The sequence below is a fragment of the Bradyrhizobium sp. AUGA SZCCT0160 genome (assembly GCF_018130105.1).
Lineage (GTDB): Bacteria > Pseudomonadota > Alphaproteobacteria > Rhizobiales > Xanthobacteraceae > Bradyrhizobium.
In genome coordinates this window covers 14,185-40,458 of sequence record NZ_JAFCMD010000021.1, presented here as the reverse complement: position 1 = coordinate 40,458, position 26,274 = coordinate 14,185, and the positions used below count along the sequence as shown (strand labels likewise).

General features: G+C 62.3%; 26 protein-coding genes. 8 read left to right on the top strand and 18 right to left on the bottom strand.

The window, feature by feature from the left end:
- Nucleotides 1-166: 166 nt before the first annotated feature.
- From JQ558_RS28085 to JQ558_RS28055, 7 genes are all read right to left on the bottom strand, one after another.
- On the bottom strand, nt 167-1,831 hold the full coding sequence (locus JQ558_RS28085) for a thiamine pyrophosphate-dependent enzyme (protein ID WP_212295808.1): 1,665 nt from the start codon (nt 1,829-1,831) through the stop codon (nt 167-169).
- 29 nt (nt 1,832-1,860) lie between these two features.
- Nucleotides 1,861-2,748: a branched-chain amino acid aminotransferase gene (locus JQ558_RS28080; RefSeq protein ID WP_212271839.1), complete on the bottom strand. Its 888-nt coding sequence runs from the start codon at nt 2,746-2,748 to the stop codon at nt 1,861-1,863.
- A 24-nt stretch (nt 2,749-2,772) separates the two neighbouring features.
- Complete coding sequence (locus JQ558_RS28075) at nt 2,773-3,651, bottom strand: acyl-CoA acyltransferase (protein ID WP_212271840.1); 879 nt, start codon at nt 3,649-3,651, stop codon at nt 2,773-2,775.
- Nucleotides 3,652-3,752: 101 nt separating this feature from the next.
- Nucleotides 3,753-4,814: a homoserine O-succinyltransferase gene (locus JQ558_RS28070; protein WP_212295873.1), complete on the bottom strand. Its 1,062-nt coding sequence runs from the start codon at nt 4,812-4,814 to the stop codon at nt 3,753-3,755.
- Nucleotides 4,815-4,841: 27 nt separating this feature from the next.
- Entirely contained in the window at nt 4,842-6,116 is a 1,275-nt protein-coding gene (locus tag JQ558_RS28065) for an O-acetylhomoserine aminocarboxypropyltransferase/cysteine synthase family protein (protein ID WP_212295872.1), read from the bottom strand.
- Between the two features lie 83 nt (nt 6,117-6,199).
- Nucleotides 6,200-7,153, bottom strand: coding sequence for an amino acid--[acyl-carrier-protein] ligase (locus JQ558_RS28060; RefSeq protein ID WP_212295807.1), 954 nt, complete (start codon nt 7,151-7,153; stop codon nt 6,200-6,202).
- Nucleotides 7,154-7,181: 28 nt separating this feature from the next.
- A complete protein-coding gene (locus JQ558_RS28055; RefSeq protein WP_212271843.1) occupies nt 7,182-8,408 on the bottom strand; it encodes an acyl-CoA dehydrogenase family protein in 1,227 nt (408 codons plus the stop codon).
- Between the two features lie 243 nt (nt 8,409-8,651).
- Here JQ558_RS28055 and JQ558_RS28050 point away from each other — a divergent pair, with 243 nt between their 5' ends.
- From JQ558_RS28050 to JQ558_RS28030, 5 genes are all read left to right on the top strand, one after another.
- Nucleotides 8,652-8,921: an acyl carrier protein gene (locus tag JQ558_RS28050; RefSeq protein WP_192738752.1), complete on the top strand. Its 270-nt coding sequence runs from the start codon at nt 8,652-8,654 to the stop codon at nt 8,919-8,921.
- Between the two features lie 164 nt (nt 8,922-9,085).
- Nucleotides 9,086-10,903: a long-chain-acyl-CoA synthetase gene (locus JQ558_RS28045; protein ID WP_212295806.1), complete on the top strand. Its 1,818-nt coding sequence runs from the start codon at nt 9,086-9,088 to the stop codon at nt 10,901-10,903.
- Between the two features lie 41 nt (nt 10,904-10,944).
- Nucleotides 10,945-11,190 carry an acyl carrier protein gene (locus JQ558_RS28040; RefSeq protein ID WP_212263824.1) on the top strand — a complete coding sequence of 82 codons (246 nt, stop codon included), beginning with the start codon at nt 10,945-10,947 and terminating at the stop codon, nt 11,188-11,190.
- Nucleotides 11,177-12,562 carry a class I adenylate-forming enzyme family protein gene (locus JQ558_RS28035; RefSeq protein ID WP_212295805.1) on the top strand — a complete coding sequence of 462 codons (1,386 nt, stop codon included), beginning with the start codon at nt 11,177-11,179 and terminating at the stop codon, nt 12,560-12,562. The genes JQ558_RS28040 and JQ558_RS28035 overlap by 14 nt, the downstream gene beginning before the upstream one ends.
- Entirely contained in the window at nt 12,555-13,283 is a 729-nt protein-coding gene (locus tag JQ558_RS28030) for an SDR family NAD(P)-dependent oxidoreductase (RefSeq protein WP_212271846.1), read from the top strand. The genes JQ558_RS28035 and JQ558_RS28030 overlap by 8 nt, the downstream gene beginning before the upstream one ends.
- Before the next feature lie 126 nt (nt 13,284-13,409).
- On the opposite strand, the gene JQ558_RS28025 is transcribed toward JQ558_RS28030, so the two are convergent.
- Nucleotides 13,410-13,757 carry a hypothetical protein gene (locus tag JQ558_RS28025; RefSeq protein WP_212215073.1) on the bottom strand — a complete coding sequence of 116 codons (348 nt, stop codon included), beginning with the start codon at nt 13,755-13,757 and terminating at the stop codon, nt 13,410-13,412.
- 256 nt (nt 13,758-14,013) lie between these two features.
- On the opposite strand from JQ558_RS28025, the gene JQ558_RS28020 reads away from it, so the two are divergent.
- Nucleotides 14,014-14,436, top strand: coding sequence for a cupin domain-containing protein (locus tag JQ558_RS28020; protein WP_212215072.1), 423 nt, complete (start codon nt 14,014-14,016; stop codon nt 14,434-14,436).
- 330 nt (nt 14,437-14,766) lie between these two features.
- Nucleotides 14,767-16,131, top strand: coding sequence for an integrase family protein (locus JQ558_RS28015; protein WP_212295804.1), 1,365 nt, complete (start codon nt 14,767-14,769; stop codon nt 16,129-16,131).
- 696 nt (nt 16,132-16,827) lie between these two features.
- Here the strand turns inward: JQ558_RS28015 and JQ558_RS28010 are convergent.
- From JQ558_RS28010 to JQ558_RS27965, 9 genes are read right to left on the bottom strand one after another with little or no spacing between them, the layout of a single operon-like run.
- Entirely contained in the window at nt 16,828-17,115 is a 288-nt protein-coding gene (locus tag JQ558_RS28010; RefSeq protein WP_212295803.1) for a hypothetical protein, read from the bottom strand.
- 21 nt (nt 17,116-17,136) lie between these two features.
- Nucleotides 17,137-17,574, bottom strand: coding sequence for a CoxG family protein (locus tag JQ558_RS28005; RefSeq protein WP_249142679.1), 438 nt, complete (start codon nt 17,572-17,574; stop codon nt 17,137-17,139).
- A gap of 33 nt (nt 17,575-17,607) precedes the next feature.
- Nucleotides 17,608-18,312: an ABC transporter ATP-binding protein gene (locus tag JQ558_RS28000; protein WP_212295870.1), complete on the bottom strand. Its 705-nt coding sequence runs from the start codon at nt 18,310-18,312 to the stop codon at nt 17,608-17,610.
- Nucleotides 18,305-19,060, bottom strand: coding sequence for an ABC transporter ATP-binding protein (locus tag JQ558_RS27995; protein ID WP_212295869.1), 756 nt, complete (start codon nt 19,058-19,060; stop codon nt 18,305-18,307). Before JQ558_RS27995 ends, JQ558_RS28000 begins: the two co-directional genes overlap by 8 nt.
- Entirely contained in the window at nt 19,057-20,022 is a 966-nt protein-coding gene (locus tag JQ558_RS27990) for a branched-chain amino acid ABC transporter permease (protein WP_212295871.1), read from the bottom strand. Before JQ558_RS27990 ends, JQ558_RS27995 begins: the two co-directional genes overlap by 4 nt.
- Nucleotides 20,023-20,060: 38 nt before the next feature.
- Nucleotides 20,061-20,927 (bottom strand): branched-chain amino acid ABC transporter permease, encoded by an 867-nt coding sequence (locus JQ558_RS27985; RefSeq protein WP_212295801.1) that lies wholly within the window; start codon nt 20,925-20,927, stop codon nt 20,061-20,063.
- 19 nt (nt 20,928-20,946) lie between these two features.
- Entirely contained in the window at nt 20,947-22,998 is a 2,052-nt protein-coding gene (locus JQ558_RS27975) for a molybdopterin cofactor-binding domain-containing protein (RefSeq protein WP_249142672.1), read from the bottom strand.
- A complete protein-coding gene (locus JQ558_RS27970; RefSeq protein ID WP_212295868.1) occupies nt 22,995-23,483 on the bottom strand; it encodes a (2Fe-2S)-binding protein in 489 nt (162 codons plus the stop codon). Before JQ558_RS27970 ends, JQ558_RS27975 begins: the two co-directional genes overlap by 4 nt.
- A 20-nt stretch (nt 23,484-23,503) precedes the next feature.
- Nucleotides 23,504-24,367, bottom strand: a complete 864-nt coding sequence (locus tag JQ558_RS27965) for a xanthine dehydrogenase family protein subunit M (protein ID WP_212295800.1) — start codon at nt 24,365-24,367, stop codon at nt 23,504-23,506.
- 151 nt (nt 24,368-24,518) lie between these two features.
- Between JQ558_RS27965 and JQ558_RS27960 the strand changes: the two genes are divergently transcribed.
- Nucleotides 24,519-25,196 carry a TetR/AcrR family transcriptional regulator gene (locus tag JQ558_RS27960; RefSeq protein ID WP_249142671.1) on the top strand — a complete coding sequence of 226 codons (678 nt, stop codon included), beginning with the start codon at nt 24,519-24,521 and terminating at the stop codon, nt 25,194-25,196.
- Between the two features lie 48 nt (nt 25,197-25,244).
- Here the strand turns inward: JQ558_RS27960 and JQ558_RS27955 are convergent, their stop codons facing one another.
- Nucleotides 25,245-26,222 (bottom strand): LysR family transcriptional regulator, encoded by a 978-nt coding sequence (locus JQ558_RS27955; RefSeq protein WP_212295799.1) that lies wholly within the window; start codon nt 26,220-26,222, stop codon nt 25,245-25,247.
- Nucleotides 26,223-26,274: the final 52 nt, after the last annotated feature.

Genomic DNA, 26,274 nt, shown 5'->3' with positions numbered 1-26,274 from the left:
CGCGGAGCCCTCATCACGTGAACAGATGGAACGGTACGAATTCCCCCTCGCGATTCCTGTTTTCAGTACGCAGCTGATATCCGTAGGTAACCCTTCAGAGGTACACCTAGCGGGGAACGATCGGCATCATTAGCCGCTCGCGGCCTGAGGACCGTAGATAAACAGCCTACCGGCGCTCCGATGCATCAGCGCGCGCAGCGGCGAGGGATCGATCGAGTGTTTGGCGCACATCAGATCGAACTTCGAGCACTACGGGGCCCTTGGCCGACATTGCTTCCGCGACGACCTCGGCTACCTGCGCCGCGTTCGTGATCGTGTAGCCCTGCGCGCCGAATGCGCGGGCAAGGGCCGCAAAGTCGGGGTTGGACAGGTCCGTACCGCAAGGACGCTGCGGAAACGCTTTCTCCTGATACGAGCGGATGGTGCCGTACGATTGGTTGTTGGAGATCACAATCTTGATATTGAGCCGGCGGGCAACGGCTGTTGCCAGCTCGTTCCCGGTCATCAGGAAGCCGCCGTCTCCGCAGAACGCGATCACCTGATTGTTCGGATAACGAAGGCTCGCGCTCAATGCAGAAGGAACACCACTGCCCATCGCGCCGCAGGCGGAGCCAAGCAGGCGGGCCGACGGCTGGAAGCGGAATATGCGGTGCACCCAGGCGGCGAAGTTGCCGGAGTCGGTCGTCACGATACCATCTGCCGGGAAGCGTTTGGCGATGGCCGCAACAGCATGCCCGAAGACATCGGCGCTGGGGATACCCGGCTCGGGCCATGCGTGCACCGCCTCTCGCGTTTTCGCCACGGCTTCGATCCACCCACCGCGCTCGCGCGACACGACCGGTACGTCGAGCCAGGCTTTCAAGAACGGATGCGCCGACGCGACGATTGAAAGATCCGTATGGAAGTGAGTCCCGATCGCATTCGGATCGGGATAGACGTGAACCAGAGGCTGAGACGGCGGCGATTGTCGCGGAAACCGAAAGCCCATGGAAGACAGGTCGCCGAGCCGCGTTCCGATCGCAACGATCAGATCCGCTTGCTCAAAGAGCGCAACATGCGCTGGCGACGTGAAGAAGCCAAGCTGTCCAATCCAGAGCCGGTGATCGTTCGGAAACAGATCCTGCATCTTGTTGGTGGCCGCGACCGGTACATTCCAGCGCTCGCTCAGCGCGAACAAGTCCTTACGAAATTCCGCCGTTCGACACTCTCCTCCGACCAGCAGGATCGGTCGCTCCGCCTTGCCAAGCAGAACGGTCGCCTGCTCCACGGCGGCTCGACTGGGCTCGGCTCGCGCGACGCCGTGAACCCTGGCGGAGAGCGGATCCGCCTCCATCTCGAGAACGTCTTCGGGAAGCTCGATCACCACCGGCCCGGGCGTGCCGCCAAGCGCCACGGAAAATGCGCGCGCCATCATCTCGGGCACCTGGGCCGCCGAATCGATTCTGGTGGACCACTTGATAAGGCCACTGAACGCCCGCCCGGTGTCGATCTCCTGCACTGCGTCGCGATTCAGCTCAAACGTACCGACCTGACCAACGAGCAATACGAGGGGTATGGCCTCCTGGGAAGCTACATGCAGACCAAGCGCCGCGTTGGATGCGCCCGGCCCGCGGCTTACCATCACCACGCCGGCCCGGCCGGTAAGCTTGGCGTCGGCAACTGCGGCAAGACTGGCGCTTCCCTCGTGGCGGCAAGTCACGAGATCGATCTCGTCGCGTTCGTACAGAGCGTCAAGGAGCGCAAGAAAGCTTTCGCCGGGTACGCTAAATGCCCGGTCGACGCCGTGCGCGATCAGAGAATCGACGAGTAGATCGGCAACTCGAAAAGCCATGCGACTTGATCTCGGTTGAAAGGTCATCATCACGCCGCAAGCTTTACCGCGTGCGCAAATTCCCAGTACAGTTTCCGTGCACGCGTATAGAACGGCCCGGGCGTAAGCTGCCGGTCGTCAATCCGAATTACGGGCGCAACCTTGGCAAAATTGCCGGACGAGAAGATCTCGTCCGCGGCAAGGAAATCGGCATAGCGCAGCGTGGCCTCCACCACGGTGACGCCCGAACCGCGCAGGAGTTCGATCACCCGCTGCCGGGTGATGCCGTTCAGGAAGGTGCCGTTCGCCGCCGGCGTGTAGACTACACCGTCTTTCGCCATGAACACGTTGGCATTGCCGAACTCCGCGACGTTGCCCAGCATGTCCAGCATCAGGCAGTTCTGGAAGCCGCGCGAGGCGGCCTCGATCAGCGCGCGCGAACAGTTCGGGTAGAGACAGGCGGCCTTGGCATCGACCGGCGCGCATTCGGCGGTCGGTCTGCGGAACGGCGACAGCGTGATCGCGTTGCCGACCGGCTTCGGTAGCGGCGCTTCGTAGATGCAAAGACACCAGTCCATCGTTTCCGGATCGAACAGCACGCCGCCGCCCACGCCATTCTGCGGCCAATACATCGGGCGGACGTAGAGTTCGGCATTGGGCGGGAAGCGCTTGATGCCTTCGCGCGCCAGACCCATCCACGTGTCGAGATCGACGATCGGCTTGAGCCCGAAGTTGAGCGCGGATTGATTGACGCGGGCGCAATGGCGGTCGAGATCGGGCGTAACGCCTTCGAAGGCGCGTGCGCCATCGAACACGGTCGAGCCGAGCCAAAGCCCATGGGTGCGTGGCCCCATGATCGGCACATTGCCCTCGTGCCACTGGCCTTGGTAGAATGTCCATGTCTGCGAATGGCTGACGGACTTGCTGTTGGGAATCATGACGGCTCTCCATTGGCAGCAGAGTTACGGTCCATAGATCACCAGCTCGGTATCCGACAGATCGGCAAGCCGGGGGCACCGCGGACCCTTGAAGTATTTGCGGCCGCGCTCTCCCCTGTAGAAGCCGACCAGATCCTTCATGCGGCCGTTGGCGTCGAGGGCGACCAGGATCCGGCCGCGCCGGAGCAGGAAGCGGCCGATGGCGCCGGCGCAGGCGACATAGTCGGCCACATCGGGGCAATAGATCAGCCGCATCGCTGGCAGGGGGATCCCGCGTTTGCGCATCGGCTGCAGGACGAAGGGGTAGCCGCGGCCGTCGCCCGCGCGGCACACCAGGCTTAGGCAGCCGTACGAGGCGTGCCGCGCAAGCAGCGCGACGTCGGCGTCGGACAATCCGTCGACCGCATGTGCGTCCTTCTGAACGACTTCGACGCGCATGCTCTTCGGACGCGACAGCGCCGGAAAGGAGAAGAACAAGCCGCCGCAATAGGGACGGAATCCCTGGGCCTCAATGGTCCGCCAGGTCGAGAAGGCCGGACTGATGTTGACGTAGGTGACGCGCTTGTGGCGCTGCGCGACGCTGGTCAGCATCGGCGCGTAGTTGCGGAAGGCAGGTTCCACATACCAGCTGGAGAGGTTGCAGCGGATCGAGGTTCCGCCGTCATCGTCCCGCTCAGTGTAGATCAGCAGCAGAACGCCGACGGGCATCCCTTCATGGTCGAGCATGTACCCGAAGCGGGGGAAACCATCGGGTACCTCCCGCACGGAAGCGCGCCGGAGCCCGTCCATCCAGTAGTCGCGCGAACGGCGGGCAAAGCCACGCGTCAGAAGATCGGCGATGGCAACAAGATCGGCCGGTCCTATCTCGCGGCATCGGATCACGGTCCGAACTCCATCATGCAATCCGCTCCCGCTTCTTCGTCGGCAGGTCGGCGAGCGAGAGCCCGGCTAGCAGATCGCGGCCGTTGCTCCGGTTCTCCATGTTGCCCGCACGCACCCATGATCTACGCCGCGGCAGGCCTGGGCCTCGTTCGATAACTTCCGTTGAAGGCAAACGGCTTTGAGCGTCCAGCTCGCTGCGAGGCCATGTACAGCAGCCAGTTGCGGTAAATGCGCCTGGCCGGCTGATGCCAGGCGTTTCTCAGATCCTTCGCCAGTTGGTCGACCGGGAAATCGGCGAAAAGCTCCGGACTTCTGTCGGAAAGGGCTTTCCGCCGGAAGGCCGTCAGAATCTCTTCCGCCTCCGAGGCGAAATAGCCGCTCGGTATCGTCGGACAGACCTCGCTCTCGCTCCGGAGGAAACGACCCATGTCCCTTCTGAACTCAGCCAACAGGCTATGGGTGTCGTACTCCGGATGGCCCTGGAAATTGACGAAGAGACTCTTTCTCTGTTGCTTGACGAAGCAGTCGACGCCGGCCTCTGCCGACTTGGTGAGAACGGAATATCCGCAGCTCTCGACAGCCCTCTCCTGCACCTCGTTCCACCGGGCGTGCGGCGTTCTGAAGGTCGCCGGAACATTGCGCATCAAGGGATGATCTCTCGTCTTCGTTTGAGCGAAGACGCCGATGCATTTCGCAGGCAGCTTGTGGCGCTCCACACCATCCAGGTGCAGGACGGCACCATGGACGGCCAGACAGGAAAACACCGAAGAGACGGTGCTCTCCCTGGCCCAGTCGATGATTTGGACGAAGCTGGACCAGTATGGTTCTTCCGGCAGGTTGGCGGCTTTTGGTTCGGCGCCGGTCACGATCACTCCGTCCAGGCTCCTGTTCAGCAGATCGTCGGTGCCACGGTAGTAGCGACGCACGTAATCGCGCCCCCAGTCCGAACGGGGCGTCGTCTCCATCGTGTAGAAATGCAGCCTGACCAGGAGCTCTCCGGCCGCCGCGCCGATCAGGTCGAACAGCTGGCGCTCGGTGGACATCAAGGCGGCATCCGACATGTTGTTGATCAGCCCGATGTCGAGGCATTCCTTCCGGTTTCCGGGGGACTCAGCGCCGCTTCCGTTCCGCGCTCTTGAGAAAAGGTGGTGTTCGTACGAGTCTATATTTACAAGGACGGGCATCTGAATGCCTTCATGGTTGACCTGCACTCAATCTGCGGCACGGAGCGCCTGATCGAGGTCGGCGATGATGTCGTCGGCGTGCTCGATCCCAACGCTCAGCCTGATCATCTCGGGCCGCACGCCGGCCCGTTCCTGCTCTTCGGGCGACATCTGCCGGTGGGTGGTCGATGCCGGGTGGCAGGCAAGCGATTTCGCGTCCCCGATGTTGACCAGCCGCTTGAACAGTTTCAGCGCGTCGTAGAACCGCTTGCCGGCCTCGAACCCTCCAGCCACGCCGAAAGTCAGCAGCGAACACGCGCGGCCGCCCAGATATTTCTGCGTCAGCGCGTGATAGGGACTATCGTCAAAGCCTGCGTAGTTGACCCATCCGACGCGGCGGTCGTCGCGCAGAAACCGCGCGACCTTCTCGCCATTCTCGACGTGCCGCTCGATCCGCACCGCGACGCTCTCGATGCCCTGGAGCAGCAGAAAAGCGTTAAAGGGTGCCAGGATGGAGCCGGTGGTCCGCTGCGAGACGGCGCGGCAGCGGGCGATGTAGGCGGCGGCCCCGTAGCGCTCGGTAAAGACCAGCCCGTGGTAGGATTTCTCCGGCTCGTTCAGCATCGGAAAGCGCCGGCGATGTTTCGCCCATGGGAACCTGCCGCTATCGACGATGATTCCGCCGAGCGTGGTGCCGTGCCCGCCCATGAACTTCGTCAGCGACTCGACCACGATGTCCGCTCCGTATTCGATCGGTCTGAGCAGGATCGGGGTAGGAACCGTGTTGTCGACGATCAGCGGCACGCCATGCCTGTGGGCGACCTCGGCTATCGCTTCGATGTCGCAAACGTTTCCGGCCGGATTTCCCACGCTCTCGCAGAACACCGCTCGCGTATCGTCGTCGATCAGTTTCTCCATGCTCGCCGGACTGTCGTCTTCCGAGAACCGGACCGTGATGCCCTGCCTCGGCAGGATGTGCGCGAACAGCGTATGCGTGGTGCCGTAGAGCTGCGGGACCGAGACGATGTTGCTGCCCATATCCGCGATGTTGACCACCGCATAGTTCACCGCGGCCTGGCCACACGCCACGCTCATCGCCTCGACGCCTCCTTCCAGGGCGGCAACGCGCTTCTCCAACACCGCGTTGGTCGGATTGCCGATTCGGGTGTAGCGAAAGCCGTCCACTTCGAGGTTGAAGAGCGCGGCGCCATGGTCGGCGCTGTCGAAGGCATACGAGGCGGTCTGATAGATCGGCACAGCGACGGCTTTGGTGGTCGGATCGTTGTCGAAGCCGCCGTGTACGGCGAGGGTCTCTCTTTTCATAGAGGTTGGCCCTTCGGCTCTTTTGTCGCGGGCTACCTCGGGAGTTCGTTGGTGCATTTCAGTTCCTCGAATGCCGACGTCGGCTACCGGTCGTTCCGCGGGAAGCCGAGCAGATCCCGCACCGCGGTCGGCCACCTTGCGACGGACTTGCCGTGGGTATGGAACATGGCCACGGCGAGACGATCCATTCCGAAGGCCACGCAACCAGTATGGGCCGGCTCACCGGTCGCGTCCGTAATGCCCCAGGTGGTGCCGAAGTGATCGCGGTGATAGTTGAAGCTCATGCATGCAGTCGGTTGCTCCTCGGAGCGCAGAGGCACCAGCAACTCGAATTTCAGCGACTGCTGCTTTTGGCTCACCGCCATCATCTGGCCGACCCGGCCGAAGAACGGATCGCTGGCATAGTCGACCCTGAAGGTCAGTCCGAGATCGCGGGCGATCTCCTGAGCGCGCACCATCCAACGCTCCCGGAACGCCGAGACGTGGTCGGGGCTGCCGATGCAGACGTATTCGCGCATCCTGAAGGACTGCAGCCGGTCGAGATGGCGCGAGGGCTCGCGACGGAAGCAATCGGCGGCCACGTCGAAGCATAAGCCGCCCGCCGGCAGGGGGCCCCGGCTCGCCGCGATCGGATAGACCGGATAGCAGGCGGCCGGCGACAGCACGAGGTCGGCCGGTGAAAGTGACATGGTCCAGTCGCCGCCAGCATCGAAACGGCTGACCGCCGCGTCGATCTCACTGTCCGTGCCGTGCAGGCCGCAGACACAGCCGAGCAGGTTCGGAAAGCTCTTCAGATAACCCGACTTCTCAAGCTGCGTGCGGCTCATGACGGGAGGAAAGCGCATCACCTCGGTGTCCGGTTCGCGGTGCCGCGTGATCAGCGCCGCGAGCCGCTCCACGACGTCTTCATAGAGCGCAGTGCGGGCGTAGACACCCGGAGAGCCCATCTTGTGGAACAGCACGTCGGCAAGATGGTCCAGCGGATCAGCCTGAGCCTGAGTGGGTTCCGCCGGTGCAGCAAACATGGCTACGTTCATATCAACCCCATTTCCTAGAGAAAAAAAATCAATCGCGCAGTGACGCCGGGACAGCGCTCATCAGAGTGGCGCTCCCCATGCTGGCAAGGATGCGATCGTTGTTGATCATGATCGGAGCCGACAGCACGTCGCGGAGATGGCGGCCGACACTGACGTCGGTGTCGTTGCGATAGCCGGACAGGCCGCACGCGCGCATCGCATGCATGACGACCGTGACCGCGAGTTCCGAGGCCTCCACCTTGAGAAGGTTGATCGAGGACTGGAAGTCGATGGACGAAAGCGCGCGCTCGTCTTGTTCGCGAGCTGCAAAGGAGTCGAGGTTCGCGGCGATGATGGCGCGCAGTTTCGTCAGAGTCATCTTGGCGGCGGTAAAATGCGGCGCGCCGGGAGGCAAGTTGCCGCCGGCCCCGCGGGCGGCCTTGCGGATGAAGAGCTGCGCCCGGTCCACCGCCGCAGCCGCGATTCCCGCCCAGACCGACGACCAGCATAGGTGCGCGACGGGCGTCATGGTCTGCGCATGGACCTTTTCGTATGCCACGGGGAATATCTGTTCCGCGGAGCCCTTGAAGCTCAGCTTGAAGCCGGCGCTGCAGGTGCCACGCATGCCGAGCGTCTCCCATGCGAGAGTTTGCTCCAGCGTGTAGTCGTCACGTGTGATGGCCAACAGTACCTGATCGGATCCGGTGGCGTCGTCGGAGCGGCGGGCGATGGTTACGATGCCGTCCGCCTCGGCGCCGTAGGAAATCACCGTCGCGTCGCGCACCAGCGAGATCTCGGCGCCCTCGCGCTCCACCGCAGCCGAGCTGAAGCGTATGTTTCCACCGTTCTGGCCTTCCGTGGTCGAAGACGCCAGGAGCATTTGTTCGGCCGCCACGCGGCGCATGAGCCGTTCGTGCCAGCTGCTGCCCGCGCCGTGACGGACCAGACAGGCGATCTTGGTCTGATGCATCGCGAAGATCATCCCGGCCGAAGCGCAGGCGCGTCCGAGCGCGTAGCACATGTCGGCCACCTCGGAAATCGACGCGCCGTCGCCGCCGAACTCGATCGGGATCTGGGCGCCTAGAAGTCTTTCCGCGCGCGCCGCGTCGATCGCCTTCAGCGGGAAGCGTGCCTCGCGGTCGACCGCTTCGGCCTCCGACGCCGCAGCCTCCGCGACGGCGGCAGCCCGCTGCTGGAACGAGGCGCGATCGGGAGAGAATGGTACTCGGCTGCTTTCCCGGGCGAGGCTGCGGAACTGGACTTCCTGCACATTCATGGCCCAACGGCTCCCATTTGTTTGATGGTCGGAGACCCGAACCGGGTCGAGATGAATTCCGCGCGAGTTCGACGGCGGCAATCTAACCGACCGCAGTTGCGGAGTCGGCGGCGCAAAGGTGGATGTTACCGAGAACGTGCTCCCAAGCGGGGTACCCCCGAAGTGGAGCTACTGACCTGAGCTGCAGTCAGGTATCGTCACGTCCATCATGATCTGCCCCGTCACGCGATGAGTGGAGCTGAAATGCAAGACTTTGCCGCAAACGTCCAAGAGCGTGTTCTTTCCGTCGTCAGGAACGTTCTCGCGCAGAACGCTATCATCGCGGATGTCCACCCGGAATCCCGGCTGGTGGATATCGGACTGGACTCGATGGATATGGTCGCGCTGATGCTCAAGGTCGAAGCCGAGTTCGATCTCACCCTTCCCCAGCCCGAGATCACGCCCGAGAATTTCCAATCGGTGAAGACGCTGGAGGTTATGATCCTCAACCAACTCGGACCCGCGACGGGATAAGGGAGTTGGACAGAGATGCGTCTTGTGCGATCGAGCGAAACCTCATCGACAGTGATCGCAAGATCGCGCGCGGTCCGGTGCGCCTCGTCGCTCCTTCCGCCGCAGCTCTACCGCCTCGCGACCTGGTCGGCGCGAACAACGATCGAAATCATCTGGGTCAGATCATGAAAGCAGGCGCAGCTCAGCGGGCGACTGAAAGCGGTGACTCGCGACACAGACCGTCTGCCACCAAAGCCTGGCTGAAGGCCATCGAACTGACCTCGCGGATCGAGACCGAGCCGCAACGGCTGTTCGCCGACGTCGTGGAAGAATGGGCGAAACGGCAACCCGAACGCCCTGCACTGCTCTCCGACCGCCAATCCTTCACCTACGGGGAACTCAGCGCCCGGATCAGCCAATATGCGCGTTGGGCGCGGAGCCTGGGCGTCCGCGCCGGCGACACCGTCTGTCTGCTGATGCCGAACCGGCCGGAGTACGTTGCCTGCTGGCTCGGCATCAGCAGCGTTGGCGGTACGGTGGCGCTAATCAACACCCGCCTGGTCGGCCGGTCCCTTGCCCACTGCATCGACGTTGCCCGTGCCGACCACATCGTTCTTGCCGCCGATTGCATGAATGCGTTCGAAGCCGCACGTCCGCACCTTGATCGCGTGCCCCAGATCTGGAGACTGGGTCCCGGCAGCGCTGGCGCCGATCTGGATGCGGCGCTCGCCGGCACGGATCCACGCCCGCTATCCTCCGTCGAGCGCGGCGACGTCACGATCAATGAACGCGCCCTGCTGATCTACACCTCCGGCACCACGGGATTGCCAAAGGCGGTAAACGTCAGTCATCGCCGCATCCTCAGTTGGGGAGGATGGTTTGCCGGGCTGACAGACGCTTCCATCCACGACCGCCTTTACGATTGCCTGCCGCTCCATCATTCGGTGGGCGGTGTCGTCGCGCCTTGCAGCATGCTTCGCGCCGGCGGTTCAGTCGTGATCGCCGAGAAGTTCTCCGCGGAAGACTTCTGGGACGACATCATGTATTTCGACTGCACCGTCTTCCAGTATATCGGTGAACTCTGCCGCTACCTTCTGAACGCACCGGCGTCCGGGCTAGAGGTCGGACACGGGCTGCGGCTGGCCGTCGGCAATGGATTGCGCGGCGACATCTGGGAGGCGTTCGCGAAGCGGTTCGCGATTCCGCAGGTCCTGGAATTCTACGCCGCGACGGAAGGTAATTTTTCGCTATTCAACTTCGAAGGAAAACCCGGCGCGATCGGCCGTATCCCGCCGCTGCTGGCGCATCGCTTTCCCGCCTCGATCGTGAAGGTCGATGCCGACAGCGGCAGCCCGGTCCGCGGCGACGACGGGCTCTGCATCGCCTGCACCCACGGCGAGGTCGGCGAGGCAATCGGGCGCATCGGCACCGCAGATCGGGGCGGCGGACCTTTCGAAGGCTATACGGAGCCGGCCGAGACCGAGAAGAAGATTCTCCGCGACGTGTTTGCGGAAGGCGATGCCTGGTTCCGGACCGGCGATCTGATGCTTCGTGATCAGCAGGGCTACTTCTATTTCGTCGACCGGGTCGGCGACACCTTCCGTTGGAAGGGCGAGAACGTCGCGACCAGCGAGGTGAACGACGCGATCATGGACTGCCCCGGCGTTGTTGACGCCTCAACCTACGGGGCCGCCGTCCCCGGTGCCGACGGACGCGCCGGCATGGCGGCTTTGGTCGTGGACCAGCATTTCGATCTTGGGATCTTCGCGGAACAGCTGTCGCGCCGGCTCCCGGTCTATGCCCTTCCGGTCTTCGTCAGGTTCTGCGCGGAACTCGACGCCACCGAGACCTTCAAGAGGAACAAGCAGCGGTTGATCCGCGAGGGATTCGATCCTTCGGTCGTGAACGACCGGCTGTTCCTGCGCGATCCGGCGACCGGCGCCTATCGTTCGATCGACCGGGCCGTCTACGCGCGCGTCGTGGAGGGCGGAATCAGGTTTTAGCATCGGCTCGAAGAGCCGCTTTTTGAAGAGGTGAGGTGTTCATGTCGGTAAAGTTGAGGATTTTCTCGGCGATGCAGCAGATCGCTGAAGAGCAAAAGGTCACCCTTCCGCCGCTCCGGGATGATCTGGCGCTGCAGGACACCGGGTTCGATTCGTTGGCGTTCGCGATCCTGGTCGCGCGGCTGGAGGACGATCTCGGCATCGATCCGTTCACCATCGCGGAGGACGCCGCCTTCCCGTCGACCGTCGGCGAGTTCATCAGAGCATACGAGAATGTCCCAGCCTGACGTCCTAGCACTGCGCGAATATCTCGGCCCGGAGCTGAAGGGCCGCACGATTTCCGATGCCCGGCACGTCATATCGCTGACCGACATTCTCGGGCACAGCTGTCTGATCGGCAGATATCGCGAGCTGTCCGGCCGCTCGGTGATGCTTGCGACGTCGGGACAGCTGCAGTCTGCGCTCGCGATGATCGAGCTCGACGGCATCGCCCGCCGCATGCTTTTGTGCCCGCCCGACCTCGATCCGGATCACATCGAGGCCTTGCTTGCGGATGCCGAGATCGACGCCATCGTGACCGACAGGCCGCTGCACCGATGCGATGACGGCGCGTACCTGGTCGTCGGCGCCGGTCTGCCTGAACGGCCGGGTGCGGGATGGAAGACCGAACGCGCGACCGAGTGGCTGATGCTGACCTCCGGCACATCCGGGCCGCCCAAGATCGTCGGCCATACGCTCGACGGGCTGGCCGGCGCAATCATCGCCGACGGAGCTGCGCGCTATCAGAACGCGACCTGGGCGACGTTCTACGACATCCGTCGCTACGGCGGCCTGCAGATCTTCCTGCGCGCGGTGATCGGCGGCGGATCGATGGTGCTGTCGGAGCCCAGGGAAGCCATCGTCGATCACGTGGCACGGCTGCGCGCGGGCGCCGTCACCCACGTTTCCGGGACACCGTCGCACTGGCGCAAGCTCCTGATGAGCAGCGCGGTCGCGGACTTCTCGCCACGCTATGTCCGCCTGTCCGGCGAAATCGCCGACCAGGCGGTGCTCGACGGCCTCGCCCGGGCGTTTCCGCAGGCATCGATCGGCCATGCCTATGCCTCGACCGAGGCCGGCGTTGGTTTCGCGGTCAACGACGGGCGCGAGGGTTTTCCTGCCGACCTGATCGGACGGAACCGCGACGGCGTCGAGATGAAGGTCGTCGACGGCTCGCTTCGGATCCGCTCTCACCGCACGGCACGCTCCTATGTCGGCACCGGCGCGCCGCAGCTCACCGACGCCGAGGGCTTCGTCGACACCGGTGACCTGGTCGAACTGCGCGACGAGCGCTACTATTTTGTCGGCCGGCGCACCGGCATCATCAACATCGGCGGGCTGAAGGTCCATCCCGAGGAGGTCGAGACCGTGATCAATCGACACGAGTGCGTGCGAATGTCGCGCGCCCGGTCGCGCAGGAGCCCGATCACTGGCGCCATCGTGGTCGCCGACATCGTCCTCGCCGACGGCACCGACGCTGGTCGCCACGAGACGATCCGTACGGAGATTCTCAGCCGGTGCAACGACGCGCTGGCAGCATACAAGGTGCCTGCGGTGATCCGCTTCGTCGAGCGGCTCGACCTGACGGCAGCCGGCAAACTGACGCGCGCCGATGCATAACGTCCTCGTCACGGGCGGCAGTCGCGGCATCGGGCTTGCGATTGCACGCAGGCTTGCCGCATCCGGCGACTACAATGTGGTCGCGGTCGCGCGCCGCCAGAGCGAGGAGCTGGGACAGGCCATCCGCGAGGCGGGAGCGGACCGACTGCACTTCAGGGCGTTCGACCTCGGCCAGACCGACAAGATTCCCGCCTTCGTGAAGGAGCTGCGCGACGCCTTCGGCGCGATCTACGGTCTCGTCAACAATGCCGGGATCAGCAGCGAAGGGCTGCTGGCCAACACGCGCAATTCGGAGATCGAGGCGTTGATCCGTCTGAACGTGCTGTCGCCGATCGTTCTGACCAAATACGTGGTGCGCCATATGATGGCCGACGGCGCCGGGCGCATCGTCAACATCTCCTCCATCATCGCCTCTACCGGCTACAACGGCTTGTCCGTCTACGGCGCGTCCAAGGCAGCGGCCGGCGGATTCACCCGTTCGCTGTCCCGCGAGGTCGGCAAGCTCGGCATCACCGTGAACGCGATCGCGCCCGGCTTCGTCGACACCGAACTGACCAAATCCCTGGACGACGACGGCCGCCGGCGGATCGCCGGCCGCAGCGCGTTGCGCCGCCTGCCCGAGGCCGACGACATCGCTTCCATGGTCGAGTATCTCCTGGGCGAAGGCGGCCGGAACATCACCGGCACTGTGCTGACGGTGGACGCCGGCAACACCGCCTAGAGCATTATCGGTTCTGATTGAATCAGAACCGAAGCTCTAGACTCTTGTTTTGACGCGTTTTCTTCACGCGAACCGGTATCCACTTCGCTCGAAAACGCTCTAGACGTCGCCGGCCCTCACGTCCGCCTACCCTGACATGCCGGGGAAGCAGCGGCTGAAAACCTCCCGAACAGCGATCAGACTGCCAAGCTGGCTCTCCAGCTCCTGCACGCGCTTTTCGCCGGCTATCATCTGCGACTCGTATTCCTTGATCATGGACGCGTCCCTGGCATCCCGGGTCAGATATTCCTCGTAGTCCGTGCCCGCGGCAAAGGAAGCCAGATCGCGGGCCGCATCTACTCGCCCGCGCAACGCGTCCCTCTCCTTCTGAACTGACGCAACCGCAGCGCTAATCGCGGCCGAAATCGAACCGAACCGTTCGCTATCGGTCCGAGCATCGCGCTCGGCGGAACGAACCTTGAAACCTCGAAGCATAGCCGGCCTCCTTGTCGCACCGGCTTCGTCGCATCATCGACCCTTTTCGCCGGGCGCCAGCCGCATTCTAGCTTCATCTCGAGTTTCGACACGGCGCCTGAGCTGCCTCTTTGGAGGTAACCCGCGTTGAGCGACCACTCTTCGTTCTTTTTGGGGTAATCTAATCCATCCGCCGCGCGAGAATTGGCAATCTGCAACTCGCGTGGCCGGGACGCTGTTGAGCCGTGCCTACTTATTCAATCCGCTGAGGTGATCGATGCCGCTTGCGCTTATTGAAACCGGCCATTTGAACGTGGATCTCAAGCCGTCGCCGATCGAGCCATCCTGGATCCTTGAAGGCAATCCGGAAGCCCGCTCGCATGTGCTGTCGACCAGCGCGGACGGCGCTGCCACAACCGTGATCTGGTCCTGCACCGAGGGCAAATTCAACTGGTACTACGATGTCGACGAGACCATCGTGATCCAGGAAGGATCGATCGTGCTTGAGAGCAAGGGCATGCCACCGAAACGTTACGGCGTCGGTGACGTGATCGTTTTCCACAACGGTGCCCACGCCAAATGGCATGTCGAGGGCTATGTGAAGAAGGTCGCCGTCTTCCGCCAGACCAGTCCGTTCCCGCTCGGTCTGGCCGTTCGCGCCATCAACAAGCTGAAGCGGACGCTCGCCCCCGTCCATTGACTTCCTGACTGCTGATCCGCCATGCGGAGCATTCAGATATTGCTCGGCCGCGACCGCGCCAACGGTTCGCGGTCTGCGGCTATCTGGCCAAGTTCTTGAAGGGCTTGGTGGGCGCACCAGGGCTCGAACCTGGGACCCGATGATTAAGAGTTCAAAATGAACTCTTCTCTGCAGTTTCCAAATGCACGCCTTAGTGCGACGCGAGCTCACGAAGGCCTTTGTTTATAGGTGCTTTGCGCATATTTTCGCGCTTCATCGAATTCAAACCTTCGAACTGCTTGATCCGCTAACACCGTTTGAAAACCGTTTTAGCGCCCTTGGATTCTGCTCATGCCTGACATTCGAATTGCTCTGACTGACAAAACGATTGCTCAATTGCCCGCACCAAAAGACGGTTGGTATTTGGCGCGGGACACGGATTTGAAGGGTTTCTTTGTCGTCATTGGAAAACGAAAACGGACGTTCACCGTCCAGGGCGACCTCCGCCAAGGAGGCAAACGCGCTTCTTCGGTCAGGGTCTCCATCGGCAATGCCGGCGAGATGTCAACGCGAGCTGCGCGCGGCATAGCGAAGGCATACTTGGCTCGGATCAGCCAAGGGCGACACCCGAGGGACGACAAACGACCCGAAGCGGGTAGTCCCGCTCCAAACGGCGCATGTGGCGGTGCTATCGCTGGCGTCACCCTTAGGGAGGCTTGGCAGCGGTATCTGGAGGCTCATCTGATCCGCAAGGGACGGAGCGAAGTGACCATTAGCGGCTACCGCGACCATGTCGAACGGGTATTTGCCGAATGGCTCGACACTTCCCTGCATGAACTCGCAATGGACCCGGCTCGGATGGCAAAAAAGCACGATGACGTCACACGGGAGAACGGCCCGTACATGGCCAATGGCTGCATGCGAACGTTACGCGCGATCTACAATCACGCCCGGAAGACCAATAGGTCCTTGCCGGCCGACAATCCCGCGGATGCGGTCGACTGGAATGAGGAGGAGCGGCGCAACACGGGGATGGGATCGGCCGACCTGGGCGGCTGGTTCATGGAGCTCGCATCCCTCGAGAATCCGGTGCGCCGGGAGTTCCACCTCTTTACTCTTCTGTGCGGGTCTCGCCCCGCTGCGTTGCAGCAGATTAAGCCTAATCACATAGATTTTTGGCGACGCACGTTGCACATTCCAAAGCCAAAGGGCGGCAGGAAAAAAGCCTTCGATATACCGCTCTCTCGCCAGATGATCCTGTGCCTCATCCGAGCAATTCGGTTAGGCAGGCAGATGCATCCTGTGCAGGCCTTAGAATGGGTCTTTCCGGCGGACAGTGAATCGGGGCACTTGGCCGAGACAAAGGAGGACCGTGAGATACTCTCGAAGTGGGGCAATGATCTCCGCCAGACCTTCCGGACGATCGCAACGGCGGCGGGCGTTTCAGAAATCGATGCCAAACTCCTGATGAACCATGCCATCCCTGGCGTGAACGCGGGCTACATCACCCGACACAAGCTTCTAGAGAACCATCTACGGAGCCAGCAGCAAACAATAAGCAGTGCAGTATTCACTGCGCTGGGCGCATCGATTACCCAAGATCGTGCGTTGCGGGATTGGCTCGGGCGTGCGCGACCCCGCCCCGAAGGAACCGTCTCCGCTGGGAGACAGTTCGTAGTACGCATGGCTGCTGGAATGACGCAGGGATCGTCCTGAAAAGCCGCGTTAGGGAGGACGCTGCTTTAATCCGCATCAGTCGGTCCAATCCATCATGGGGAAGTTTGAGCTAGATCCAGCCAACGTACGGTCTAACTGCAAGCCCTTAACGACCGCTTTGCGCCAATTTGCGGACGCTGGCGCGATCCGGAGCGCAGGCAAGGCAGTCTCCATTTCCCAAGATCAGGGCCGCCAGCCGCTCTCGTGTGATCTCATTCACAGAGCCTTAAGCCTGACGAGAGGATACTCGGAACGAAGGCATTTGTTTCAACTTGTGCCCGAGAGGTGCAACGACGAATCTTCTTGATCAAGCTTCCCGCGCCGAGCGTTTGGCACGATCGATCCTGGATGAGAAAACTAGCGAGGCCCTACTCCGCTATGCTCAAGAATGCCGGGAAAGGCCGCCTACGCAGCCGGCGTTTCGACAAGCTCAGTCCAACTGATGACTGCCCGGTTGGAAGATACGACGCTGCAAAAAGCACTGTGATACCGCGGACTGCAACCCAAAGGTAGCATTGAGGTCCGTTCGAGTCGCCTAATGGCACTGGCAACCTTTGAACCTTGGACTTCCAACTGCGGCGGCTTACTTCCGTGGCCTTCCGCGCTTGGCGAACAGAATCCCTTGCGCATCGGCTACGCTACCCAGCCGACCGAAGTCCGCGTGAAAGACGTCTCCTCGCTAAATGAACGATCCTGTCAATACTGTCTGACCCGCTCCATCTCAATCCCGAATGAGCCCAGCTTGTTGGCGAACCACGCGATCCCCATTGCCGGGCGCCCTAAGACACCGGCTGCCAAGCCAGTCTCTTCGACTTCGCCGTTCTTATGCAGAATGCAAGCTGCCCAGCGCAGATCGATCTCTTTGGGAGATACGGATCTGCCGCCGAGCACAATACCGGCCGATGCTCCGTTGTCAGAGATCGTGTCGAAAATGCTGCGAGGATCTTGAATGCGAGCATCCACGACCTCGATTGCCGGGATCACATACTCCGTTGCCCTTATTTGTCACGAAGCGGAGACGACCGCCCCAAATTTCGTGAAGAACTCCCCGGCCAGCTTCTTTGCCGTTGAATCGATCAACCGCCCGCCAAGTTGCGCCAATTTACCGCCGATCTGCGAATCGACCTCATGCAGGACCGTTTCGTTCTCACCGACGGCTTCGAGCCTGATCGCAGCTCCGCCCTTGGCGAAACCCGCAACCCCGCCGGAGCCCTCACCGGTGATCCGGTAACTGTTCGGCGGATCGAGATCGCTCAGCGTGACCTTGCCGCCGAACGTCGCCTTCACCGGTCCGACCTTGATGACAACCGTCGCCGTCATGTCGGTCGGCGATGTCATCTCGAGGCTCTGACAACCCGGAATGCACTGTTTTAGAACATTGGGATCATTGAGCGCTGACCAGACCTTATCGCGTGAAGCCGGCACGCTCCGGCTGTCGTTCATCTGCATGGGATCACCTGTTTTCAAGGATGCGCATCAAACCGCGCAATAACGCTCCTGGATCGCTTTGTCGGCGAGCAGCGCGGCGGAGCTGCTTTCATAGACGACCTCGCCCTGATCCATGATGATGGCGCGATCGGCGAGGCGAAGCGCCCATTCCACATTCTGCTCGACCAGCAGCAGCGTGACGCCCTGATCGCGCAACCGGCGGAACAGTACGCCCATCTCCTCGACTAGCACCGGCATGATGCCTTCCGATGGCTCGTCGAGCAGGATCATCTTCGGCTTGGCGATCGTGGCCCTGGCGATCGCAAGCATTTGCTGCTCCCCTCCGGACATCGTCACGCCTTCCTGGTCAAGGCGTTCCTTGAGGCGCGGGAAGCTTTCCGCGATCTCCTCGATCGCCTCGCGCTCGTCGATATGGTCGCGTGCGGCCACGAGGCCCAGCTGAAGATTCTCGCGCACCGTAAGCCCAGGGATGATCCGGCGCTCTTCCGGCACATAGGCAAGGCCCAATCGGAAGCGATCATGCGCGCGCAGTGACAGAAGGTCCGCACCGGCGAAGCCGATGCTGCCCGTGGTCTTCGGCATCAACCCCATGATGGAGCGGATCGTGGTGGTCTTGCCGGCGCCGTTGCGACCGACCAGAGCCACGACTTCGCCCTGCTCTACCGCGATTGAGACGCCGTGAAGCGTATGGCTCGCGCCATACCAGGCTTGCAGGTCCTTGGTTTCAAGCATAGCCATCGTTCTGTCCCAGATATACGCGACGGACTTCCGGATCCGTCTGGATGTCACGCGGCGAGCCGTCGGCGATGAGCCGCCCATGGTGCAGCACCAGGATCCGATCGCTGAGGCCAAGAATCATCTTCATCTTGTGCTCGACCAGGAGGATCGTTCGCGCCGCGGCGAGCCTTTCCAGTAGCGCGACCATCTCCTTGGTCTCTTCCGGTCCCATGCCCGCCGTCGGCTCGTCCAGCAACAGAACCTCGGGATCGGAGATCAGCGCGATTGCGATTTCGAGAGCGCGTTGCTGACCATGTGCCAGAAACTTGGCGATCTCGTCGCGCTTGGCGACCAGGCCTACGGATTCGAGCGCCGCGTCGGCCCGGACGTCCAGCTCGGAGAAGCGCTTCCGATTGGTCCAGATGTTGTAGCGAGACCGGCTTGCCTGGGCGGCAACCCGCACGTTCTCGTGCACGGAGAGGTCGGGAAAGATGTTGGTGATCTGATACGAGCGCGCGATACCCCGGTGCACGAATTCGTGCTGCCGCGTTCCCTTCAGGTCCTGGCCCTTGAAACGGATCGTTCCGCTCGACGGCGTCAGGACACCCGACAACACATTGAATAACGTGCTTTTTCCGGCACCGTTCGGGCCGATAATCGACGTTACCCGTCCCGGATGAAATGCGGTCGTGACGCCTTGCAGCGCCACGAAGCCGCCAAACCTCACTCCGATATCGTCGACGGCGAGAAGCGGCGCGCTCATCGCATCACCCTTGCCAGAAAAGTGCCCCAGATGCCCTTGGGCAGGAACAGGACGAACAGCACGAAGATCGACCCGACGATGATCTGCCAGTGTGACGTCCACAGCGAGAACACGTCCTCCATCACGAGGAAGACCAGGGCGCCGACAAAGGGCCCGAAGAAGCTGCTGGCGCCGCCCAGCAGCGTCATCATCACGATCATGCCAGAAGCATGGTAGTGCAGTGAATCCAGCGGCACGAAGGCCAGATGAAGCGCCGACATCGTGCCGCCGAGCGCGCATATCGTCCCCGACAGGGTGAAGGACAGCAGCTTGGTCCGCTCAACATTGTAGCCGCAGGTGCTGGCACGTCGCTCGTTTTCGCGGATTGCCTCGATCGCCGCGCCGAATGGCGAGTTGAGAATGCGTGAGACGATCCAGAGCGCCAGCGCTGCAAACGTCATCAGCACGTAGTACTTGTTCACCGGATCCAGGAAGTTGACGTCGTAGCCGAGCAGATTGATCTTGTTCACGGTAAAGCCACGCAGCCCGTTCTCGCCACCTGTCCAGGACGACGCCTGTAGCGCGACGTAATAAACGAGTTGCGCCAAAGCTAGCGTGACCATCGAAAAGTAGATTCCGCGCGTCCGCGTCGACAGGGCACCGATCGCGAATGCCAGCAGCCCGCCACCCGTGACACCGAGCAGGATCGCCGCGTACCAGGGCACGCCGAAATGACCGATGGCGATACCGGTGATGTAGGCACCAGCGCCGACGAACGCCGCGTGTCCGAACGACAGCAGGCCTGTATAGCCGAACAGAAGGTTATAACCGATCGCGACGACGCCATAGACCAGGACGTTGACCGCCAGCGCCTTGGACGGGAGCAGCCATGGCAACAGGCAAAGTGCGATGATCGACAAGGGAACGCGATAGGTCGTCACCAGCGATTTCAATCGGGCGGGCTTTCGCACGCTTGATGGCATAGATGCGGCGAGCGCCGGGGATGTCATGGTTGGTTCCCTCACGCGAGTTTTCCGAACAGGCCTTGTGGCCGGATCAAAAGGACCAACGCCATCAATGCGAACATCACGATGGTGGCCATTTCCGGCGCGAACAGCGCGGTCATGCTGATCACGATTCCGACCACCAGACCGGCGATGATCGACCCCAGCAGCGAGCCAAGCCCGCCGATCACGGTCACGACGAAGGCTTCCGCGAGCACCAGCGCCCCCATTTCCGGATTGACGCTGCGCATCGGCCCCGACAGGACCCCGCCCAGCGAGGCCAACCCGACGCCGAGACCGAACACCAGCAACCACACCTTGCTGATATCGACGCCCAGCACCCGCATCATTGTCGGGTCGCGGGCGCCGGCACGCACGATCAGCCCGAACCTGGTCTTCTCGAGGCCCAGCCACAGCAGCAGCACCACGATAAAGACGACGCCGACGACGAAGATCCGATAGATCGGGAAGAATCCGACGCCAAGATCGACCACGCCGGTGAGCGACGATGGCGTCGGGAACGGGATGCCGTCGCTGCCGAACACGATCCGCACGCCCTCCACGAGCACGTAGCTGAGCCCGAAGGTGAGCAGAAGCGGGTCGTCGATCGAGCGGCCATACAGCGGACGCACCAGGAGATACTCGATCAACATCCCGAACAGGCCGATCATGACCGGGGCGACCAGCAGCCCCCACCAGAAGCTGCCGGTCAGCGACGCAACCCACAGTCCCGCATAGGCGCCGACCATGAACAGCGCGCCATGCGCGAAGTTCACGACGCCCAGCATGCCGAAGATGATTGACAGGCCGAGCGCAGTGAGCACGAGGATCGCGCCGAGGGTAACTCCGGAGAAGAGCTGCATCAGGATGAGTTCGGTATCCATTGGAGAGTGGGCGCTTTCGTTAGGCGGGGAAGCCAAGTTCGGTGCAGCCGCGTAGCACTTTCTCGGAGGCAGGCTCGTTGGCGACGACCTTGAACAGGTCGGCGTCGCTCTTCATGTCGGCCTTTTTCTGCGACTCGAGCACGAGGACGGACTGCACCGACTGGTGATCGCACTTCCGGTAGCTTTGCGGACCCTTGGCCACGTCGTACTTCAAAGCTTCCAGCGCTGCGATCACCTTGTCGGTGTCGGTGCCGCCGGCCACCTGCATGGCCATCAGCAGCGACGACAGGCCGGTATAACCATAGGCGCCATAGTCGGTCGGGATCGCGCCACCATTGGCGGCCCGATAGGCATCGTTGAACGCCTTCGCGCTCGGGAGCTGGCTCTCGAGGCCCCAGTAATAGTTCGCACCACCGACGACACCCTCGAAAACCTCGGGTCCAACCGCCAGCCGCTGGTTATGCAGGATGACCGGCACGACGATCTTTGCCTGCTGCTTCAAGCCGAAATCGACGGCCTGCTTGATCGAATTCGCCTGGTCGCGGCCGAAATTGCTGATGCACAGGAAGTCGGGACGCATCGAACGCAAACGCGGCATGAACGTGGAATAGTCGGCCGCGCCGATCCGCGCACCGCCGACGCCGTAGAATGCCGGGCCGGGATTGGTGATCTCGACGAACGTCGCGATACCGATGCCGCGATGAATACCCTTTGTCCGAAGCTCCGCCTGCTCGGCCCGCAACCGGTCGTAGTCCATCATCTGTCGCAGCCTGGCGAGGCATGCATGGTGCGAGAGCGCTTCGAACTGGTAGCCCGTCGGCGACGTACAGGGGTAGGCATCGTCGGGTATCAGGTTGCCGCTGCGAATCTCGAAAACGTCGCACGCCATCTTCCCGGCGATCATGTCGACGAGCCGTTCGGTGACCGCACAGGCGATCGGATGCCCGACGGCGCGGTACTGACTCATCTGCACCTTGTTCTGGAACACCACCTGCAAATCGGCGCGGTAGTTCCTGAACGTGTAAGGCGCGCCCATCAACCGGTAAACCTGATTGCCCTCGACGACGCTGGTGCGTGGATAGGCGGAGAAGGCGCCGATGGCCGTCACATCTTCCACATCCATTGCGAGAATTTCGCCTTCGGCATCAACAGCCATGCGAGCCCGGACACGATGGTCCCTTGCATGGATGTCCGAGACGAACGATTCGATGCGGTCGGCTACGTACTTGACCGGACGACCCAGCATGATGCTGAGGCCGACCACGGCCATGTCCTCGTGGTACATGTGAAGCTTCATGCCGAACGAACCGCCGATATCGGGCGCGATCACCCGCACGCGGGATTCTGGAATGCCGTAATGGCGCGAATAGATGTCTTGGAACTGATAGGGCGTCTGGGTGGCGTGATGCACCGTCAGCTGCTGCTCGCTGGCGTCATAATCCGCGATGATCGCCCGCGGCTCCATGGTCACGGCCGTATGACGCCCGAAGTGAAACTCCTCCTCGACGATATGCGCGGCGTTGGCGAAGACGTCGTCCACCCCGCCGGTGTCGATCTTGCCGTGGAAGCAAAGATTGCTGCCCAGTTCGGGAGAAATGACGGGCGAACCGGCCACGCGGGCTGCGTCGATATCGACGACAGCAGGCAGTTCATCGAATTCGATGGCAACGGTCTCGGCGGCATCCTCGGCCAGTGCCCTTGTATCCGCGACGACGGCGACCACCGCCTGCCCCGACCACACCACCTTGTCGACCGGCAATGGCAGCTGCGGCGGCGATTTCATACCCTTGAAATGCTCCATGGTCCCGACCCACGGGGTGCAGAGGCGTGCGACATCTTTCCCCGTCGCGACCAGCTTCACCCCGGGCATCTCGCGCGCGACTTGCGCATCGATCGAGACGATCCGCGCATGGGCGTAAGGGCTGCGCACATAGGCAACATGCAGCATGCGTGGCAGCACGATGTCGGTGACGTAACGGCCGCGGCCAGCCAGCAGCCGTTTGGCATTGGGTCGCGGGACCGAGCGGCCGATGTAGGAATTCGGACGATCGAGTGAGGTAAGTACGTTCATGCGCCGGCTCCCTCGCGCGTCCGCGCAATGGAGGCCGCGTCGCGGTCACGGGCGACGTTCTCGATCGCATCCACGATCGCTTCGTACCCGGTGCAACGGCAATAATTCCCCGACAGCGCATCCCGGATCTCGTCGCGCGTGGGAATACCGGGCTGCGACAGCAGGCTGTAAGCCGTCATCAGCATCCCCGGCGTACAGAAACCGCATTGCAAGGCATTGCGCAGATGAAACGCATCCTGGAGATCGGCAATTGCGGCGCGTTCGGTCAGGCCTTCCACGGTCTCGATCACCGAGCCACCCGCCTGCACCGCGAACATCAAACAGGAATGCACGACCCGTCCATCGACGACGACCAAGCAGGCACCGCACGCGCCCATCTCACAGCCCGTATGCGTTCCGGTGAGTTCCAGCGCCTGGCGCAGGAAATCCGCCAGGGTGTCACGCGGCGCAACGTTGCGCGACACCTCGCTTCCATTAACCGTCATGTTGATATTGACCGGCTCGCTCACGAGTCTTGCCTCATGATTTGGCCGAGCAATCGGCCGAGAAGAACGCGTGCGAGGTGACGCTTCATGTCGGGCGGCACATGCTCATCCTCGGGTGGATCGAGATCGTCGCCGACCACGGCCTGGGCTGCCGTCACCGCGGCCTCGTCCAATCTCCTGCCGATTAGAATCTGCTCGGTCTGTCGGGCACGCAGCGGCGTGTTCCCAACGGAGAAGAACACGATGCTGATGTGCTCGATCAGATCGTCGGAGAATTCAGCCAGCACTCCGCAGCCGACCAGCGCATAGTCCCCGCGCCGGCGGGCGAGTTCGTGAAAGGCCCATCGATGTCCTGTCCGGATCACCGGCACGTGGATCGCGACGAGCAGTTCACCGGGTTCGATGGCGGTCTGAAAAAGATCGATGAAGAAGTCATCAGCTGCGACCCGGCGTGTCCGCGTGCGGCTGATGAGCTCCAGTTCGGCGCCCATCGCCAGCGTCATCGCCGGAAACTCCGACGCAGGATCGGAATGGGCGACGCTGCCGCCGATCGTGCCTCTGTTGCGGATCGCCGGATGCGCGACGTGCGGCGCCGCCGCGTGATAGAGCGGCGCGTGCCGGGCAATCAGGGGATTGGTCAACACCTCGCAATGCCGGGTGAGCGCGCCGATGCGCAGCCAATCCCCCTGCAGCTCGACGCCGCGAAGCGCCTCGATATGGACAATGTCGATCAACAGTTGCGGCGCTTGCAAACGCAAGGCGAGCGCCGGAACCAGACTCTGGCCACCAGCAATGTAGCTCGCATCTTCGCCCGAATCCGCGAACGTCTCGAGCGCCTCCATCACGGTGGAGGGCCGTGCGTAGCTGAATCCCCGCGCCTTCAAAGGCAAACTCCCGGCTGTTTCGTCCATCCCAAATTTGTGACCATTTGGTCTGAAATCAACATCACGCCGGTTTTTCGAAGTCAACTAAAAACGACCATTTGGTCACTAATGAGAAATGGAGTATCGATAGCGACCGCAAGGCGAACTGCAAATGGCGAAAAAAGAAGTTAAATCAACGAAGAAGCGACCACGCCAAAATATGCGTGCCGCGGAGCGAGAGCGCTTCATCGTCGACGAGGCCGTGCGATTTTTTGCCGAGCAGGGATTTGGCGGACAGACGCGCGAGTTTGCCAAGCGCATGGGCATCACCCATTCCGCGATCTACCGCCACTTCCCGAGCAAAGAGGCTCTGATCGAGCGGGTCTATGAAGAAATTTATCTCAGCCGATGGTCGCCATCATGGAGCGACCTTATTCGCGACCGGAGCCTGCCGCTGCAGACGAGGCTGACAAGGTTTTACCTGGAGTACGTCGAGCGAGTGTTCGAATATAACTGGGTCAGGATATTCGTCTTCTCCGGAATGAAGTCCTTTGACATCACCAAGCGCTATCTCGAGATCATTCGAAAAGAAATCATCGAACCGGCCTGCTGCGAGCTGCGACACGACCTCAAACTGCCTCCGATCGATGAGGTAAAACTCTCGGAACGCGAGGTGGAAATGTTCTGGGGCCTGCATGGTCGCATCTTTTACATAGCCATCCGGCGTTTCGTCTATCAAACGCCGACGCCGACCCAGTTGGATGACGTCGTCGTTGACGCCGTCAGGCTGTTTCTCGACGGCTCAAAGCCCCTGATGCGTGAGCTCGTCGCATCCAAGAGCAAGCCCTGATGAGGATGTGCGATGCGGTTCGATCCGCGAGCCACGTCGATCAAGGCCTCATGCTCGAGGCTTGCCGGGATTGCGGCCTCTTGGCCGTCTCTTTGAAAGAGTGTGTTCCCGAGACTCCTGCAGCGCACCTTGGCGCTGCAGCCCCTGCACTGTTTGGCGCAGCGTAGCGAGGAAGCGACGCGCCGGCCGCGACAGGGGCGTGCTGCTGTTGATCAGCACCTGGGCGGCGACCGGCGTCTTCGGCCGGAACTTCAGACAGACGACGCCATGCTCGCGCGCTTCGGTCAGCCAGAACGGGTCAATCACGGCGATGCCGGCCCCCGCCCGCGCCAGCGCGCAGGCGACTGACGACTGGTTGACCTCGAGGGCGATGCGACGCGGCAGGCCGGCCTCACGAAAGGCCTGCTCCACCAACGTGCCGAGTGGCTGGCTGCGGCTGAATGAGATCAGCGGAAAGGGCTGGATATCGCGTGGCCCGACCGTCTCGCGGCGGGCGAGCTCGTGGTCCGGATGGACAATGGCGACGAGGTCGGCGACGCAAAGATCGAGCGCGAGCGCATCGTGATGAGTGAGCGGCGACAGGACGAGACCGAGGTCGACCTCCTCGCGCACAACGCTGGCGATGACGCTCGGAGTGTCGGAGCTGCGCACCACGATGTGGATGCGCGGCCGCGCCTGCTGGAAGGCGGCGATCGCCACAGGCAGGATATTGTCGGCGAGCGTCGCGGTCGCCGCGATCTGAATGGTGCCGACATGGGCGTCGCCCATGTCCTCGATTAGCCGCCCGATGCGGTCGACACCGTCGAAAACCCGTTCGAGATCGGTCAGCAGGAGCTTGGTCTCGGCCGTCGGCTGCAACCGTCCCTGCTTTCTGAGGAACAGGGGAAAGCCGGCGAGCCGGGCGCAGTCCCTCAGCATCATGCTCACCGCGGGCTGCGAGATTCCGAGCGCGTCCGCAGCCGCCGTCACCGATCCGCTGCGGCTGACGGCGTGGACGACTTGAAGCTGGCGCAGGCTGAGTGACATCAGTCTGCCTTATACAGAATTAAGGCAGGCACAATTGAACTTATTTTGGGGG

Coding starts and splice junctions, on each gene's coding strand:
- JQ558_RS28085 (WP_212295808.1), bottom strand. CDS start 1,831: ATGGCTTTTCGAGTTGCCGATCTACTCGTCGATTCTCTGATCGCGCAC.
- JQ558_RS28080 (WP_212271839.1), bottom strand. CDS start 2,748: ATGATTCCCAACAGCAAGTCCGTCAGCCATTCGCAGACATGGACATTC.
- JQ558_RS28070 (WP_212295873.1), bottom strand. CDS start 4,814: ATGCCCGTCCTTGTAAATATAGACTCGTACGAACACCACCTTTTCTCA.
- JQ558_RS28065 (WP_212295872.1), bottom strand. CDS start 6,116: ATGAAAAGAGAGACCCTCGCCGTACACGGCGGCTTCGACAACGATCCG.
- JQ558_RS28060 (WP_212295807.1), bottom strand. CDS start 7,153: ATGAACGTAGCCATGTTTGCTGCACCGGCGGAACCCACTCAGGCTCAG.
- JQ558_RS28055 (WP_212271843.1), bottom strand. CDS start 8,408: ATGAATGTGCAGGAAGTCCAGTTCCGCAGCCTCGCCCGGGAAAGCAGC.
- JQ558_RS28050 (WP_192738752.1), top strand. CDS start 8,652: ATGCAAGACTTTGCCGCAAACGTCCAAGAGCGTGTTCTTTCCGTCGTC.
- JQ558_RS28045 (WP_212295806.1), top strand. CDS start 9,086: ATGAAAGCAGGCGCAGCTCAGCGGGCGACTGAAAGCGGTGACTCGCGA.
- JQ558_RS28040 (WP_212263824.1), top strand. CDS start 10,945: ATGTCGGTAAAGTTGAGGATTTTCTCGGCGATGCAGCAGATCGCTGAA.
- JQ558_RS28035 (WP_212295805.1), top strand. CDS start 11,177: ATGTCCCAGCCTGACGTCCTAGCACTGCGCGAATATCTCGGCCCGGAG.
- JQ558_RS28030 (WP_212271846.1), top strand. CDS start 12,555: ATGCATAACGTCCTCGTCACGGGCGGCAGTCGCGGCATCGGGCTTGCG.
- JQ558_RS28025 (WP_212215073.1), bottom strand. CDS start 13,757: ATGCTTCGAGGTTTCAAGGTTCGTTCCGCCGAGCGCGATGCTCGGACC.
- JQ558_RS28020 (WP_212215072.1), top strand. CDS start 14,014: ATGCCGCTTGCGCTTATTGAAACCGGCCATTTGAACGTGGATCTCAAG.
- JQ558_RS28015 (WP_212295804.1), top strand. CDS start 14,767: ATGCCTGACATTCGAATTGCTCTGACTGACAAAACGATTGCTCAATTG.
- JQ558_RS28005 (WP_249142679.1), bottom strand. CDS start 17,574: ATGAACGACAGCCGGAGCGTGCCGGCTTCACGCGATAAGGTCTGGTCA.
- JQ558_RS28000 (WP_212295870.1), bottom strand. CDS start 18,312: ATGCTTGAAACCAAGGACCTGCAAGCCTGGTATGGCGCGAGCCATACG.
- JQ558_RS27995 (WP_212295869.1), bottom strand. CDS start 19,060: ATGAGCGCGCCGCTTCTCGCCGTCGACGATATCGGAGTGAGGTTTGGC.
- JQ558_RS27990 (WP_212295871.1), bottom strand. CDS start 20,022: ATGCCATCAAGCGTGCGAAAGCCCGCCCGATTGAAATCGCTGGTGACG.
- JQ558_RS27985 (WP_212295801.1), bottom strand. CDS start 20,927: ATGGATACCGAACTCATCCTGATGCAGCTCTTCTCCGGAGTTACCCTC.
- JQ558_RS27975 (WP_249142672.1), bottom strand. CDS start 22,998: ATGAACGTACTTACCTCACTCGATCGTCCGAATTCCTACATCGGCCGC.
- JQ558_RS27970 (WP_212295868.1), bottom strand. CDS start 23,483: ATGACGGTTAATGGAAGCGAGGTGTCGCGCAACGTTGCGCCGCGTGAC.
- JQ558_RS27960 (WP_249142671.1), top strand. CDS start 24,519: ATGGCGAAAAAAGAAGTTAAATCAACGAAGAAGCGACCACGCCAAAAT.
- JQ558_RS27955 (WP_212295799.1), bottom strand. CDS start 26,222: ATGTCACTCAGCCTGCGCCAGCTTCAAGTCGTCCACGCCGTCAGCCGC.